We start from the raw sequence: 13,965 nt of genomic DNA on the forward strand, positions 1-13,965 counted from the left end.
AGATACGTGCTCTGATCCTTCAACTCAGCAAAAGTTCGATTTATTCAACAAAGCCTATAGATATATAAACCCTGAATTAAAGACAATTTAAAACATACTAAAATCAGAGCTTTCAACTATGAACATGCACGACATTAGAGTTTAATACCAAAACATCGCTAATGTTTGCGCATTGGCAAAAACATTTATTTAGGAATATTCCTGGATAGATAAGAGCCCCAGGCCTTTTTGACTTGCACCAGGAGGTTTCCCATCTTTATAATCTTTTCACATTGAAAATATAAATTCACTGACGTGCGGCGTACTAAAGAATTACGTTAGCATCTAACCGTGGGAATGATAAATATGACAATACGGTTAGCACAAAGAGCCCGACAGACAGCATCGGTAACGAAAATAAAAAGCTGACAGATCATCACCGCGACAGAACATCCTATAAAAGAGGCGGCTTTTCTTTTCACAAAATACCACCAGGATTAAATATGTAACTTCAGGAAGCGTGAATATTACATGGACGCACTTTCTGTTAATGCTCCTGATAAAGACCGCAATATAGAGATAAAGAAACTTATTAAATAGTGTGTTGAAAGGCCTACATAGCCAGGCGAATAGCCAGTTGATGTAATAACGCCTCGTATCACGAGGCCTGTTTTGAAAATTAGATAAGGATATACAAATGACTAATCAGTTCAAGAAGATAGCAATTATCGCTGCTTTCGGTATGTTGCCTTGCGCAGCTTTTGCTACCCCAACCGTTACCTTTCAAGGGGAAGTCACCGACCAGACCTGTTCTGTCAGCATTAACGGGCAAACCAGCTCTGTCGTCATGCTGCCTACCGTAGCCACAACTGACTTCGGCCCTACCCTTGCCAATGGACAAACGGCTGGACTGACCCCATTCACCGTCTCTATCAGCGATTGTACTGCGCCGGCGACCGATATTAACATTGCCACGAAATTCCTTGGCTATGATGTGGATACCGGCTCCGGCGTTCTGGGCAACCGCGCAACCAGCGATGCCGCCGTCGGATTTGGTATTCAGTTAACGGCTTCAAGCGATGGTTCAAATCCGGTAGTGCTCTCTGGCCCAACGGCTGTTAACGGACTGGTACTGAAAGCAACCAAAACTGAAGCAAGCTACGAGTTCGGTGCACGTTATTATGTCGTTAAAGCGACAGGCGCTACCCCGGGTAAAATTACCTCTGTAGCCGAATATACGCTGAGCTACTTCTAATTGCGCAGCTCTGGCTGGCGAGACATTTTCGTCCAGCCAGAGTTTTCACCCGGTTTCTTTGTATCGTGTGCGATAGATTTCGCTGCGATGCCAAACATATCTCTTCTGGCAGCAAATTAAACTCAGACTTAGGGTACTAATTTAATACAGGAAAGCGAAGGATGCGCATTTATTTCTCATTGGTAGCAATGCTTCTTTTATGCTTGAGTCATCATGTCTGTGCTAGCGTAGTGATGACCGGGACGCGTATTATTTATCCTGCTCAGGCTAGCAATAAATCTATCCAGCTAAAAAATCCGGACCAGCAACCTTATATTGTTCAGGTTCAGGTCGACGATGGCAGTGAAAAGAAACCAGCTGATGAAGAAGATAGCAACTTCCTGCTGACGCCCAATATATTTCGCATGGAGCCGGGCAGCGCGCAAACGGTTCTTCTAAAGTATATTGGCAATAGTCTACCGCAAAATAAAGAATCAATTTTTTATATGAATTTCACCCAACTTCCGGCGACAAAATCGGAAAAAAGTGGGAGTAATCAGCTCGTTTTAGCCATCACCAATCGGGTTAAAATTTTTTATCGCCCTCAGGGAATAGAAGGAACCCCGGGAGAGACGGCGCAGAAAATGACCTTTTCGCTTAGCGGCAAAAAAATAAAAGTCACTAATTCCGCTGGGTACTTTGCCGTTGTCCGTCGCGCCAGTTTAGTGATTAACGGTCGCGAAATTAAGCTAGCTGATAGGCAAATGGTCGCGCCGCAATCATCCGCAGAGTGGTTACCCTCAGCCCCGGTGTCCGGCCTCAAGGGCGCACGTCTGCGGTTAGTTTTGGTCAATGATTACGGCATAGATGTCATCAACGAGCGCACCTTATAGAACGCAATAATAAAAATGATACCGTACCGATTCGGAGGCGGAGTAGCGTGAAATACACTCTTGTTTTATGTTCTGTAATAGCATCAATCTCCGGATCGTACGCAGCGGATAGCACTCCGGAAAATGCATTGTCCGACTCATCTGCGGCCGATGATTATATTTTCGAGCCTGAATTATTTCGCGGTGGAAGATTCAGCCAGTCGGCTCTCGCACAGCTGGTGAAGAAAAATAGCATCGCTCCGGGGAAATACAGAGTCGATGTCTCTGTAAATAGCCACTTTGTCGATAATATTGAAGTTGAATTCATCAAACTCAATGACGATTCGGTTTCTCCTTGCTTACCTGAGACCTTTTTCAAAAGTGCGGGTATTAAACTTACGCCGCCAACCGCCGCCAATTCATCATCAGCCCCCCGCTGCTATTTTTTAAAGCAGGTAGTAAAAGGCGGTAGCGTGGATATGAACGTTGCGCAGCTACGTCTTAATCTCAGCGTTCCCCAGACAGAAATGGACAGAGCGCCTCGCGGGTACGTTGACCCGGAAGAGCTGGATTCGGGGACTTCAGTCGGTTTCGTAAACTATATCAGCAACTATTATCATGTTTCCTATTCCGGAAAGAATAGCGGCAATCAGGACTCGGCCTGGGCTTCGCTAAGTGGCGGGATCAATCTTGGAAAATGGCAGTATCGGCAGTTATCCAATTTAAACTGGAGCCGCGATGGCGGTAGTACCTGGAAAAATATCCGTAGCTACCTGCAGAGACCTCTACCCGAATATGGCAGCCAACTCACGGCGGGCGAGCTGGTCACGGCAGGTCGTTTCTTTTCCGGCCTGAACTACCGCGGCTTCAGCCTTGCTACGGATGACCGGATGCTGCCTGATTCTCAACGCGGCTACGCTCCTGTTATTCGTGGCGTTGCCGTCACTAACGCCAAAGTATCCGTCCGTCAAAATGGTCAGGAAATCTACCAGACAACGGTCGCGCCGGGAGCGTTTGAAATTACAGACCTCTATCCGACGAGCTATAGCGGCGATCTCGACGTTGAGGTGAGCGAAGCGGACGGATCGGTCAGCCGCTTCAGCGTCCCCTTCTCCGCCGTACCGGAATCGATGAGGGCGGGCATATCCCGCTACAACTTCGAGCTGGGGAAAACCCGCGATACCGGCGAGGAATCGCTATTCGGCGACATAACCTGGCAGCGAGGCCTCAGTAACGCCATCACTATGAACAGCGGTTTGCGCATCGCAGACTCCTACCAGGCAATCATGTTCGGCGGCGTTTACGGTAGCTGGCTGGGGGCCCTCGGCATGGACCTCACCTGGTCGCATGCAAAGGTGCCCGATAGCGGCTATACCGAAGGCTGGATGACGCACCTTTCCTGGAGCAAAACGTTTCAGGAGACGGATACGACGGTCTCCCTTGCCGGATACCGCTATTCGACCAGCGGCTATCGCGATCTTAGCGATGTGCTCAGCCTGCGCGATAGCACACATTATGGCGATAGCTGGCAATCGTCCACCTACAGCCAGCGTTCCCGATTCGATATTTCATTGAGCCAAAGCATTGGCCAGCTTGGCAGCCTGTATTTGTCGGGTTCGACGCAGGATTACCGTGATGGCCGCAATCGAGATACGCAGTTACAGTTTGGCTATAGCAACAGTTTTCACGGCATCAGCACCAACCTGTCCGTCGGCCGTCAGCGTATGGGCAGCTATGGCGATAACGGTAGCATGCAAACCATCACCTCGCTCTCATTCTCAATACCGCTGGGCACCTCCAGCACGCGAGCGCCGACATTAAGCACCTCCTGGACTCATTCGACCGATGGCGGCGATCAGTATCAAAGTTCGCTGAACGGGGTGATTGATGAACAGCAAACGGCCAGCTATGGCCTGAATATCAGTCGCGATCAGCAGTACCGCAACACCGTCTTCAGCGGCAACCTGCAAAAACGGTTCTCGGATACCACCGTTGGAGTGAACGCTTCGAAAGGCGACGGGTACTGGCAGGCATCCGGCAGCGCCCAGGGCGCACTGGCTATTCACTCCGGCGGCCTCACTTTCGGCCCGTATCTGGGCGACACTTTTGCCCTCGTTGAAGCGAAAGGCGCAGCGGGAGCGAAAGTGCTTAACGCTCAACAAGTGACGATTGATAACCAGGGTTATGCGCTGGTCCCTTCATTGACGCCATATCGCTACAACCGGGTCACGCTGGATCCGCAAAATATGGACGGTAGCGCCGAGCTGGTGGACAGCGAAAAACGCGTTGCCCCTCTGGCAGGCTCCGTCAGCAAAGTGGTTTTTCGCACCCGTAGCGGTACAGCCTTGTTAATTAAAGCCCGATTAGCCAGCGGCGAATCATTGCCGCCGGGTTCGGATGTCCTGGATGAGGGCGGCAACGTCATCGGTATGGCGGGCCAGGGAGGACAAATATACGTGCGTAGCGAAAAAAGCCAGGGGCACTTTGTCGTCCGCTGGGGAGATAAGCCAGAAGAACGCTGCACGCTGCCTTTTGATATTTCTGGCGCGCAGCCAGAGCAGCCGATGGTCAGATTATCCTCAGTCTGTTCACGTTAATGGAGCCGAAGTAGAAATGAAAAATATCATTAAGCTGGGTATCACTCTGATGCTACTCCTGGCTGCCGCGCCAGGCTGGAGCCGATGCACCAAAACCAGCGCGCCTCAAACGGAAGATGGGCGAACGGCAATCATTCCGTTTGGAAAAATTAACCTGACTGATGAATATTTTATGCCGGTGGGCTCGTTACTGGCCAGCATCGTCGTTCCTCCCACTAACTATACCTATGGCGGAGCAACAGCCTCTACGGTGCTCTGGGAGTGTGATGAGGCAGATCTTTCCGGTATATATTTCCTCGTGGCGACCAACGGTGACGATCGGATTGGCGGTTACTATGATATTGGCGGTCCTGATGGGTTAAGCGATGTCTATGCGACGTGGTTCGCCTACGTTGGCATCCGTCAGACAATGGGCGGCGTCACCTTAACCCGCTACTGGAAGAAATTACCGCTCTCCAGCTGGAATACCACTTCTAACGGTAAGATCCAAATTCGCCTGCAGGATATACCGCCGCTGCAGGCCGAGTTGTATCGGGTCAGCACGCTGCCGGGCAAATCCGCCAGTTCCGCCTATTGTGGCAACAACAATAATAGCGGAAGCGGTATTGCCTTTGGTAAAGCCACAGGCATGATTTATACCTGTACGCAGCCAAACAGCTATATTCAGCTTGCTGGCGACGCCTCAGTCTCTTTTTCCTTTAGTCATGACAAAGTGGGTGAGGACAGCGCATCAAAATTTGATTTCTGGGGCGCAGATAATGGATTTGGTTACGGCATGCGTACGGGCAGCGCCATCTACAGCGTTCCCACGTGCGTCGCCCGTAGCGCCACGCCCATCGTGATGCTGCCGACAATTTCGGTCCCGGAACTGGAAGCGGGAATGAAAGCCACCTCCTCCTTTTCAGTACAAGTTGAATGCAGTGATACCGTTCAGTCCGGCATTGGCGACACCCAAACAGCGATGGGTTTCCAGGTTTCTGAAGGTGCATACAGCGCAGCGCAGTCTCTCGGGCTGGTTAACGGCAGCGGCGGCGTCAGCGCGCTGGTATCCGACAACTACTTTTCCGCTGATATGGCTAAGGGCGTAGGCATTACGCTTGCCCATAGCAACAAGCCTGGCGAAGAGCTTATTTTTGTTGGCCAGCCCGGTTTTTCCAGCTTAACGCCGGGAGGCAATAATGCGGGCTGGTACCCGGTCATGCAGGGCGCAACCCAGGCCGGAAGCGTTAAAAGCGGTTATACCTATTACACTTATTCACTCATTGCCAGCCTGAAAAAGCTAAACGGGCAAAGCATCACGCCGGGTAAAGTCTACGCTACGGCTTATGTACTGGTGAAAATGCAATGATGAAGAGCGCCCTTATCTGCTTGCTGGGCATGCTTTCTGCCGCGCCGCTTTATGCCGGGATCATGCCTGCCGCCACCAGGATGGTCTATACGGAAGGACAGCGCGAAAAAACGCTGATGCTGGCAAATACCAATGCCTATCCGGTGATTATTCAAAGCTGGATCGACGATGGTGCGGGCCATCCTGATTTTGAACAGGCGCCGTTTGTCATCCTCCCCGCCGTTTTCCGTCTGGAACCCGGAGAGCGGCAGGGGCTGCGCATTATATATAACCAGGATCCCTTGCCGACGGATCGTGAGTCGGTGTTCTGGATTAATCTCTATGAGATCCCTCCGCTGGAGGGGAAAAAGTCGCAGGATGCTCGCCTGACGCTGGCAATGAATACCCAGTTAAAACTCTTCTGGCGGCCGAAGGCCCTTGCAACTTCGCTTGAAGAGTCAACAGCAAAGCTGAACTTTAGGCTGCGGCAGGAAAATGGCGGTTGGGGAATAGAATGTGATAATCCTTCTCCTCTCAACGTTTCATTTACCTCTATTACTCTGTTAAACGGTGGTCAGGAAAAAGGGGTCAAAGCGCAGATGGATATGATGACAAAAGCCTATAGCCGTCGCATCTATCCGTTGGAAGCATTCGCTAACCCCCCCACAGGCCAAAAGATCCGCTTTCGTTATTTAAATGATGACGGCGCTTCTGTTGAACACACCGTCTTACTTAAGCCCTAACTGAAAAGTCGCGGGAAAATATCTGTTAGGCAATTAAAGCCGTACCGCTCGCAGCGGTTCACCCGGCAGCGCCGCGCTAACCGGGTGGCTGGATATTAGTTATTCAGCGCGCCGTTAATCAGGATAGAAGTAATAATCCCGGTCGCGGCGGCAATCAGCACATAGTTGCCGTCAATATACGACCAGTGCTGCCCGCGCGGCGGTGCCGGTAATCCGCGATCGTTCCAGTCGTTAATCCGATAATCATTACCGCGGAAACGTTCCGGAGCCGGCTGACCTTTGCGGAAATCGTGCCCGTTCCACGCAAAGTGATCCTGCTCATGACGCGCCTGAGGTCGGCTATCATGCGCCTGGCCCCCGCGCCCTTTATCGCCGCGATCCGGGCCACGGTTATCACCGTTCCCCTGATGATTATTGCCCTGATGGTTGTTGGCCTGCGCCCCCTGCTGGCGGTTGCCGTCCGGGCCGCCGCGGCCGGCGTCTTGCTGCCAGACCTGCTGCTGACCGTGGCTGTTGCCGCCAGGGCCATCCGCCCATGAGGCGGAAGTAAAAGCACACGATAAAATAATTGCCAGTGAAAGAATCTTTTTCATAATACACCTCCTGATATATTTCCTTTGTACCGGGAAAATGTGGAGGAATAGTGAGTAACACTATAACCAGGACAATTCCTGGCTAATATCCTTCATCGTTTAAGTTTTTTTTGTCGGCTGCATTCATTCACCTTTGTTACAGCGTTACCCGCGCGCATGGGAAAACATGAACTGGCCGCCTTAATGCTGCCCGGAATCCAGGAGGTAGAGCCGTATAACGTATTAATCAATATTATCCCGGTACTGAATTAAATGCCCTGAATAACAAAAAAGGCCGCTTTCGCGACCTTTTTTAGCAAATAGTCAGTGATTATTCAGTGACTTTTGTTTTCAGCTCTTCGGCACCCTGCTTGGTTTTATCCCAGCCTTCTTTGCTGACCTCTTTGGTCTTATTCCAGCCTTTTTCGGTGCCTTCTTTAGTGGCGTTCCAGCCTTTCTCAGTCCCTTCTTTGGTTTTGTTCCAGGTTTTCTGCGCGCCTTCGCTGACTTCACTGCCTACGCTATCGCTTTTGCCTTCTGCCGCATGTTTGGCTTTCAGCTGCTGCTCTTCACCCTGGTGCTGGGCCTCGTGCAGTTTTTCCTTCGCGGTGTTCGCCCCTTCGTGGGCCGCCGCGACGGTATCATCGGTTGCGTGTGTCGTTGCAGCAAAAACAGGAGCTGCTACCAGAATCGCAGATAACGCAATCATTGCTTTTTTCATATTGTCCTCTCTCTAACGAACTTAATGTTATGAGTCGCATTCAGCATGGCACAAGATTCTGCCGTCTGGCTTTAGGGATTGTTCTTAAAACTATTTTAAGACTTTTCTATCCGCTTTTTACCTGCCGGGTCCAGGTTCCGGCTGCTCAGCCAGCATTCCTTTCATGGGCGACGTAGCGTAACCGTCCGGGCTGACGCTCGATGCCGCTATGCAGACGGCGGCGATCGGCATGACCCTCCGCGCGGCCAAATCACCGCGGTTTTGCAAGGCCGCTCACGTTTTTATACCCTGAATCGCACTTTTCCGCCTGCAACGTTCCCCTCACTCTGTCGCTATGCTTTAATGTGCTAAACCGGTTTAATTAAGTTTAGCTATGGAGAATTTTCAGCATGAATGCAAAAGTTTGGGTTCTGGGCGACGCGGTGGTGGACCTGCTGCCGGAGAGCGAAGGCCGCCTGCTGCAGTGCCCCGGCGGCGCGCCGGCTAACGTAGCGGTAGGCGTCGCCCGCCTTGGCGGAAACAGCGGGTTTATCGGACGCGTCGGCGACGATCCGTTTGGCCGCTTTATGCGTCATACCCTGCAACAGGAGCAGGTCGACGTCAGCCATATGCACCTCGACGGCCAGCACCGCACCTCCACCGTAGTAGTCGACCTTGACGATCAGGGGGAACGCACCTTTACCTTTATGGTGCGCCCCAGCGCGGACCTGTTCCTCACCGAAGAAGACCTGCCGCCGTTTGCCGCCGGGCAGTGGCTGCACGTCTGCTCTATTGCGCTCAGCGCCGAGCCCAGCCGCAGTACCACCTTCGCGGCTATGGAGCGCATCAAATATGCCGGCGGTCGGGTCAGCTTTGACCCCAATATCCGCCCGGATCTCTGGCAGGATCAGGAACTGCTACACGCCTGCCTCGATCGCGCTTTGCGGATGGCCAACGTGGTGAAGCTATCGGAAGAGGAGCTGGTATTCATCAGCGGCAGTGATGATTTAGCGCATGGAATCGCCAGCATAACCGAGCGCTATCAGCCGGAATTGCTGCTGGTGACCCAGGGTAAAGCGGGCGTGCTTGCCGCCTTCCAGCAGCAGTTTACCCATTTCAGCGCCAGGCCCGTTGTCAGCGTGGACACCACCGGCGCGGGAGACGCATTTGTCGCCGGACTGCTCGCCAGCCTTGCCGCCAACGGGATGCCGACGGATATCGCCGCGCTGGAACCGACCCTCACGCTGGCGCAAACCTGCGGCGCCCTGGCGACAACGGCGAAAGGCGCGATGACCGCCCTGCCTTATCAGCGCGATCTTAATCGCCAGTTTTGATCGTTAAAGCCGCCCTGCGCGGCTCACTTTGTTGCATCCATCACATTTATTAAACCGGTTTAGCAAATTCATTTTAAAAATGTTAAAGGTCGGGCTTAACATAGCGCCTAAACCGGTTTAGCAAAAAACACTACTTTTCATTTTACTTTTGGGATGCGACCAGCATGTATAGAAAAAGCACACTTGCGGTTCTTATCGCTTTGCTAACCGGCGCCGCCTCAGCCCACGCGCAAACGGACCTCAGCACCATTGAAGCCCGGCTCATCGCGCTGGAAAAGCGCCTGCAGGAAGCGGAAAACAGGGCGCAAACGGCGGAAAACCGCGCCGAGTCGGCGGAGAAAAAAGTCCAGCAACTCACCGCGCAGCAGCAAAAAAACCAGGACACGACTCAGGAAGTGGCTCAGCGTACCGCCAAACTTGAGAAAAAGGCCGATGAGAAAAGCGGCTTTGAGTTTCACGGCTACGCCCGCTCCGGCGTAATAATGAATGATTCCGGCGCCAGCACCAAATCCGGAGCCTACATGACGCCAGCGGGGGAAACCGGCGGAGCAATCGGCCGTCTGGGAAACCAGGCCGATACCTATGTTGAAATGAACCTTGAACATAAGCAGACCCTGGATAACGGGGCCACCACCCGCTTCAAAGTGATGGTCGCCGACGGGCAAACCACTTATAACGACTGGACGGCAAGCACCAGCGATCTGAACGTTCGTCAGGCCTTTGTCGAACTGGGTAACCTGCCTACGTTCGCCGGGCCGTTTAAAGGCTCCACCCTGTGGGCCGGGAAACGTTTTGACCGCGACAACTTTGATATTCACTGGATCGACTCTGACGTCGTGTTTCTCGCCGGTACCGGCGGCGGTATCTACGACGTGAAGTGGAACGACAGCCTGCGCAGTAATTTCTCCCTTTACGGGCGTAACTTCGGCGACATCGATGATTCCAGCAACAGCGTGCAGAACTATATCCTCACCATGAACCACTTCGCCGGTCCGCTGCAGATGATGGTCAGCGGTCTGCGGGCGAAAGATAACGACGAGCGTAAAGATACCAACGGCAATCTGGTGAAAGGCGATGCGGCAAATACCGGCGTACACGCGCTGCTCGGCCTGCATAACGACAGTTTCTACGGCCTGCGCGACGGTAGCAGCAAAACCGCCCTGCTCTACGGTCACGGCCTGGGCGCAGAGGTTAAAGGTATCGGCTCTGACGGCGCCCTTCGTTCGGGAGCCGACACATGGCGCATTGCCAGCTATGGTACCACGCCGATCGGCAAAAACTGGTCTATCGCCCCGGCGATCCTGGCGCAAAGCAGCAAAGATCGCTATGTCGATGGCGATAGCTACCAGTGGGCAACGTTCAACATGCGCCTGATCCAGGAGATTAATCAGAACTTCGCCCTCGCCTACGAAGGCAGCTACCAGTATATGGATCTCAAACCCGAAGGTTATAACGATCGTCATGCGGTGAACGGTAGCTTCTACAAGCTCACCTTCGCTCCAACCTTTAAGGTCGGCAGCATCGGTGATTTCTTCAGTCGTCCGGAGATTCGTTTCTACACCTCCTGGATGGACTGGAGCAAAAAACTGAATAATTACGCCAGCGATGATGCGCTGGGCAGCAACGGTTTTAACTCGGGCGGCGAATGGTCGTTCGGTATGCAGATGGAAACCTGGTTCTGACGGTTACATCAGACGACAGGAACCGCCGGGGCGGCAAAACGCCTTCGTCGCCCCGGACACAATAACGACGCAGAAACTGCGCCCCCGTGAACACGGGACGACAACACGAAAATGTTTACGCATTCAGAGGGTACTATGGATTTTGAACAGATTTCCCGCTCGCTGCTTCCGCTTCTGGGAGGCAAGGAAAATATCGCCAGCGCCGCGCACTGCGCCACGCGCCTGCGCCTGGTGCTGGTTGATGACGCGCTGGCTGACCAGCAGGCCATCGGCAAAATTGAAGGGGTTAAGGGCTGCTTTCGTAATGCCGGGCAGATGCAGATTATTTTCGGCACCGGGGTGGTGAATAAAGTCTATGCCGCTTTTATTCAGGCGGCAGGTATTAGCGAGTCCAGTAAATCGGAAGCCGCCGACATCGCGGCGAAAAAGCTTAACCCATTCCAGCGCATCGCCCGCCTGCTGTCAAACATCTTCGTGCCGATTATCCCAGCCATCGTCGCTTCCGGTCTGCTGATGGGCCTGCTGGGAATGGTCAAAACCTACGGCTGGGTTGACCCTGGCAACGCTATCTACATCATGCTGGATATGTGCAGCTCGGCGGCGTTTATCATTCTACCGATTCTGATTGGCTTTACTGCCGCCCGCGAATTCGGCGGAAACCCCTATCTCGGCGCAACGCTCGGCGGCATTCTGACCCACCCGGCGCTGACGAACGCCTGGGGAGTCGCCGCCGGTTTCCATACCATGAACTTCTTCGGCCTCGAAATCGCCATGATCGGCTATCAGGGTACGGTGTTCCCGGTGCTGCTGGCGGTCTGGTTTATGAGCATCGTTGAAAAGCAGCTGCGCCGCGCGATCCCCGATGCCCTGGACCTGATACTGACGCCGTTCCTGACGGTGATTATTTCCGGCTTTATCGCCCTGCTGATTATCGGCCCGGCCGGTCGCGCGCTCGGCGACGGTATTTCGTTTGTCCTCAGCACCCTGATTAGCCACGCCGGCTGGCTAGCTGGTCTGCTGTTTGGCGGTCTCTATTCGGTTATCGTCATTACCGGTATTCACCACAGCTTCCACGCCATCGAAGCCGGACTCCTCGGCAATCCGTCCATCGGCGTCAACTTCCTGCTGCCGATTTGGGCGATGGCTAACGTCGCTCAGGGTGGCGCCTGCCTGGCGGTGTGGTTCAAAACCAAAGACGCAAAAATTAAAGCCATCACGCTGCCCTCAGCGTTTTCCGCCATGCTGGGCATCACCGAGGCGGCGATTTTTGGTATCAACCTGCGCTTTGTGAAGCCGTTTATCGCGGCGCTGATCGGCGGCGCGGCGGGCGGCGCGTGGGTGGTATCCATGCACGTCTACATGACCGCGGTAGGCCTGACGGCGATCCCCGGCATGGCCATCGTGCAGGCCAGCTCGCTGCTGAACTACATTATCGGAATGGTTATCGCCTTTGGCGTCGCCTTTACGGTTTCCCTGGTTCTGAAATACAAAACGGACGCTGAATAATGTCACTTCCATCACGGCTGCCTGCGATTTTGCAGGCCGTTATGCAGGGCCAGCCGCGCGCGCTGGCCGATAGTCACTATCCGCGCTGGCACCATGCGCCGGTTACCGGGCTGATGAACGACCCCAACGGCTTTGTCGAATTTGCCGGACGCTATCACCTGTTTTATCAGTGGAACCCGCTCGCCTGCGATCATAAATTTAAGTGCTGGGGGCACTGGAGCTCCGCCGATTTGCTGCACTGGCAGCATGAGCCGATGGCGCTGATGCCGGACGAAGAGTATGACCGTAACGGCTGCTACTCCGGCAGCGCGGTGGATAACAACGGTACGCTCACCCTGTGCTATACCGGCAACGTGAAGTTTGCCGATGGCGGCCGAACCGCCTGGCAGTGCCTGGCAACGGAAAACGCCGACGGCACCTTCCGAAAAATTGGCCCGGTCCTGCCCCTGCCGGAGGGCTACACCGGCCACGTGCGCGACCCGAAAGTCTGGCGGCACGAAGGACGCTGGTACATGGTACTGGGCGCGCAGGATCGGCAAAAGCGCGGCAAGGTGCTGCTGTTCAGCTCCGCAGACCTCCATCAGTGGACGAGTAAGGGCGAAATCGCCGGCTACGGCCTCAATGGCCTCGACGACGCCGGCTATATGTGGGAGTGCCCGGATCTGTTTCCGCTCGGCGACCAGCATATTCTGATCTGCTGCCCGCAGGGGATGGCTCGCGAAGAAGAGCGCTTCCTCAATACCTATCCGGCGGTATGGATGGCCGGTGGTTTCGACTACGACCGCGCCGCTTTCAGCCACCGCGAGCTGCACGAACTGGACGCCGGGTTTGAGTTTTATGCCCCGCAAACCATGCACACCCGCGATGGCCGCCGTCTGCTGGTTGGCTGGATGGGCGTGCCGGACGGCGAAGAGATGCTTCAGCCGACTCTTGCCAACGGCTGGATCCATCAGATGACCTGCCTGCGTGAGCTGGAGTTGATCGACGGTCAGCTCTACCAGCGTCCGCTGCGCGAGCTGACCGCTTTGCGCGGCGAAGCGCACGGCTGGCCGGGGAACGCCCTGCCGCTGGCGCCGATGGAAATCGCCCTGCAAACCGCCCGGGACGATGCGTTAAGCCTCGATTTCGGCGGCGCGTTGACCCTTGAGCGCGATACCCGCGGGATTCGCCTGGCGCGACGCAACCTCGCCGGCGACGAGATGCACTATCGTTACTGGCGCGGCGAGGTCCGTTCGCTGCGGATTTTCATCGACCGGTCGAGCGTGGAGATTTTCATCAACGACGGCGAGGGGGTGATGAGCAGCCGCTGCTTCCCGGCTTATCCGGCGCAGCTGATTTTCTCCGGCAGCGCGCCGGACGCATTCTGCTACTGGCCGCTGCGAACATGCATGGTAGAATAAGCGTTTTGCTTTCAGGCTC

Annotated in this window: 11 protein-coding genes; 9 read left to right on the top strand and 2 right to left on the bottom strand. The window is 54.2% G+C overall.

The window, feature by feature from the left end; genetic code table 11:
• The first annotated feature begins 676 nt into the window (after nucleotides 1-676).
• From ABLV11_RS18795 to ABLV11_RS18815, 5 genes are all read left to right on the top strand, one after another.
• Nucleotides 677-1,234, top strand: coding sequence for a fimbrial protein (locus ABLV11_RS18795; protein ID WP_004099933.1), 558 nt, complete (start codon nucleotides 677-679; stop codon nucleotides 1,232-1,234).
• 161 nt (nucleotides 1,235-1,395) lie between these two features.
• The gene (locus ABLV11_RS18800; protein ID WP_023329397.1) at nucleotides 1,396-2,106 is read left to right on the top strand and encodes a molecular chaperone; all 711 of its coding nucleotides are present in this window, start codon (nucleotides 1,396-1,398) and stop codon (nucleotides 2,104-2,106) included.
• Nucleotides 2,107-2,234: 128 nt separating this feature from the next.
• On the top strand, nucleotides 2,235-4,682 hold the full coding sequence (locus ABLV11_RS18805; protein WP_348855631.1) for a fimbria/pilus outer membrane usher protein: 2,448 nt from the start codon (nucleotides 2,235-2,237) through the stop codon (nucleotides 4,680-4,682).
• A 16-nt stretch (nucleotides 4,683-4,698) separates the two neighbouring features.
• Nucleotides 4,699-6,030 carry a fimbrial protein gene (locus ABLV11_RS18810; RefSeq protein ID WP_017146427.1) on the top strand — a complete coding sequence of 444 codons (1,332 nt, stop codon included), beginning with the start codon at nucleotides 4,699-4,701 and terminating at the stop codon, nucleotides 6,028-6,030.
• 29 nt (nucleotides 6,031-6,059) lie between these two features.
• The gene (locus ABLV11_RS18815; protein ID WP_224226685.1) at nucleotides 6,060-6,752 is read left to right on the top strand and encodes a molecular chaperone; all 693 of its coding nucleotides are present in this window, start codon (nucleotides 6,060-6,062) and stop codon (nucleotides 6,750-6,752) included.
• Between the two features lie 95 nt (nucleotides 6,753-6,847).
• On the opposite strand, the gene ABLV11_RS18820 is transcribed toward ABLV11_RS18815, so the two are convergent.
• Both ABLV11_RS18820 and ABLV11_RS18825 read right to left on the bottom strand, forming a co-directional pair.
• A complete protein-coding gene (locus ABLV11_RS18820; RefSeq protein WP_004111119.1) occupies nucleotides 6,848-7,345 on the bottom strand; it encodes an RcnB family protein in 498 nt (165 codons plus the stop codon).
• A 310-nt stretch (nucleotides 7,346-7,655) separates the two neighbouring features.
• Entirely contained in the window at nucleotides 7,656-8,045 is a 390-nt protein-coding gene (locus ABLV11_RS18825) for a hypothetical protein (protein WP_004099916.1), read from the bottom strand.
• A 389-nt stretch (nucleotides 8,046-8,434) separates the two neighbouring features.
• Here ABLV11_RS18825 and ABLV11_RS18830 point away from each other — a divergent pair, with 389 nt between their 5' ends.
• From ABLV11_RS18830 to ABLV11_RS18845, 4 genes are all read left to right on the top strand, one after another.
• On the top strand, nucleotides 8,435-9,358 hold the full coding sequence (locus ABLV11_RS18830) for an aminoimidazole riboside kinase (RefSeq protein ID WP_049094463.1): 924 nt from the start codon (nucleotides 8,435-8,437) through the stop codon (nucleotides 9,356-9,358).
• Nucleotides 9,359-9,522: 164 nt separating this feature from the next.
• Entirely contained in the window at nucleotides 9,523-11,040 is a 1,518-nt protein-coding gene (locus tag ABLV11_RS18835; protein ID WP_004111112.1) for a carbohydrate porin, read from the top strand.
• A gap of 135 nt (nucleotides 11,041-11,175) precedes the next feature.
• Nucleotides 11,176-12,546, top strand: a complete 1,371-nt coding sequence (locus ABLV11_RS18840) for a sucrose-specific PTS transporter subunit IIBC (RefSeq protein ID WP_004111111.1) — start codon at nucleotides 11,176-11,178, stop codon at nucleotides 12,544-12,546.
• A complete protein-coding gene (locus ABLV11_RS18845) occupies nucleotides 12,546-13,946 on the top strand; it encodes a sucrose-6-phosphate hydrolase (protein ID WP_134882941.1) in 1,401 nt (466 codons plus the stop codon). The genes ABLV11_RS18840 and ABLV11_RS18845 overlap by 1 nt, the downstream gene beginning before the upstream one ends.
• The last annotated feature ends 19 nt before the right edge of the window (nucleotides 13,947-13,965 follow it).

This window comes from Klebsiella sp. GW_Kp181, assembly GCF_040062315.1.
Taxonomy (GTDB): domain Bacteria; phylum Pseudomonadota; class Gammaproteobacteria; order Enterobacterales; family Enterobacteriaceae; genus Klebsiella; species Klebsiella oxytoca.

Excerpts from the sequence above, each read along its gene's own strand:
- ABLV11_RS18795 (WP_004099933.1), top strand. The coding sequence starts at position 677 with ATGACTAATCAGTTCAAGAAGATAGCAATTATCGCTGCTTTCGGTATG.
- ABLV11_RS18800 (WP_023329397.1), top strand. The coding sequence starts at position 1,396 with ATGCGCATTTATTTCTCATTGGTAGCAATGCTTCTTTTATGCTTGAGT.
- ABLV11_RS18810 (WP_017146427.1), top strand. The coding sequence starts at position 4,699 with ATGAAAAATATCATTAAGCTGGGTATCACTCTGATGCTACTCCTGGCT.
- ABLV11_RS18815 (WP_224226685.1), top strand. The coding sequence starts at position 6,060 with ATGCTTTCTGCCGCGCCGCTTTATGCCGGGATCATGCCTGCCGCCACC.
- ABLV11_RS18820 (WP_004111119.1), bottom strand. The coding sequence starts at position 7,345 with ATGAAAAAGATTCTTTCACTGGCAATTATTTTATCGTGTGCTTTTACT.
- ABLV11_RS18825 (WP_004099916.1), bottom strand. The coding sequence starts at position 8,045 with ATGAAAAAAGCAATGATTGCGTTATCTGCGATTCTGGTAGCAGCTCCT.
- ABLV11_RS18830 (WP_049094463.1), top strand. The coding sequence starts at position 8,435 with ATGAATGCAAAAGTTTGGGTTCTGGGCGACGCGGTGGTGGACCTGCTG.
- ABLV11_RS18835 (WP_004111112.1), top strand. The coding sequence starts at position 9,523 with ATGTATAGAAAAAGCACACTTGCGGTTCTTATCGCTTTGCTAACCGGC.
- ABLV11_RS18840 (WP_004111111.1), top strand. The coding sequence starts at position 11,176 with ATGGATTTTGAACAGATTTCCCGCTCGCTGCTTCCGCTTCTGGGAGGC.
- ABLV11_RS18845 (WP_134882941.1), top strand. The coding sequence starts at position 12,546 with ATGTCACTTCCATCACGGCTGCCTGCGATTTTGCAGGCCGTTATGCAG.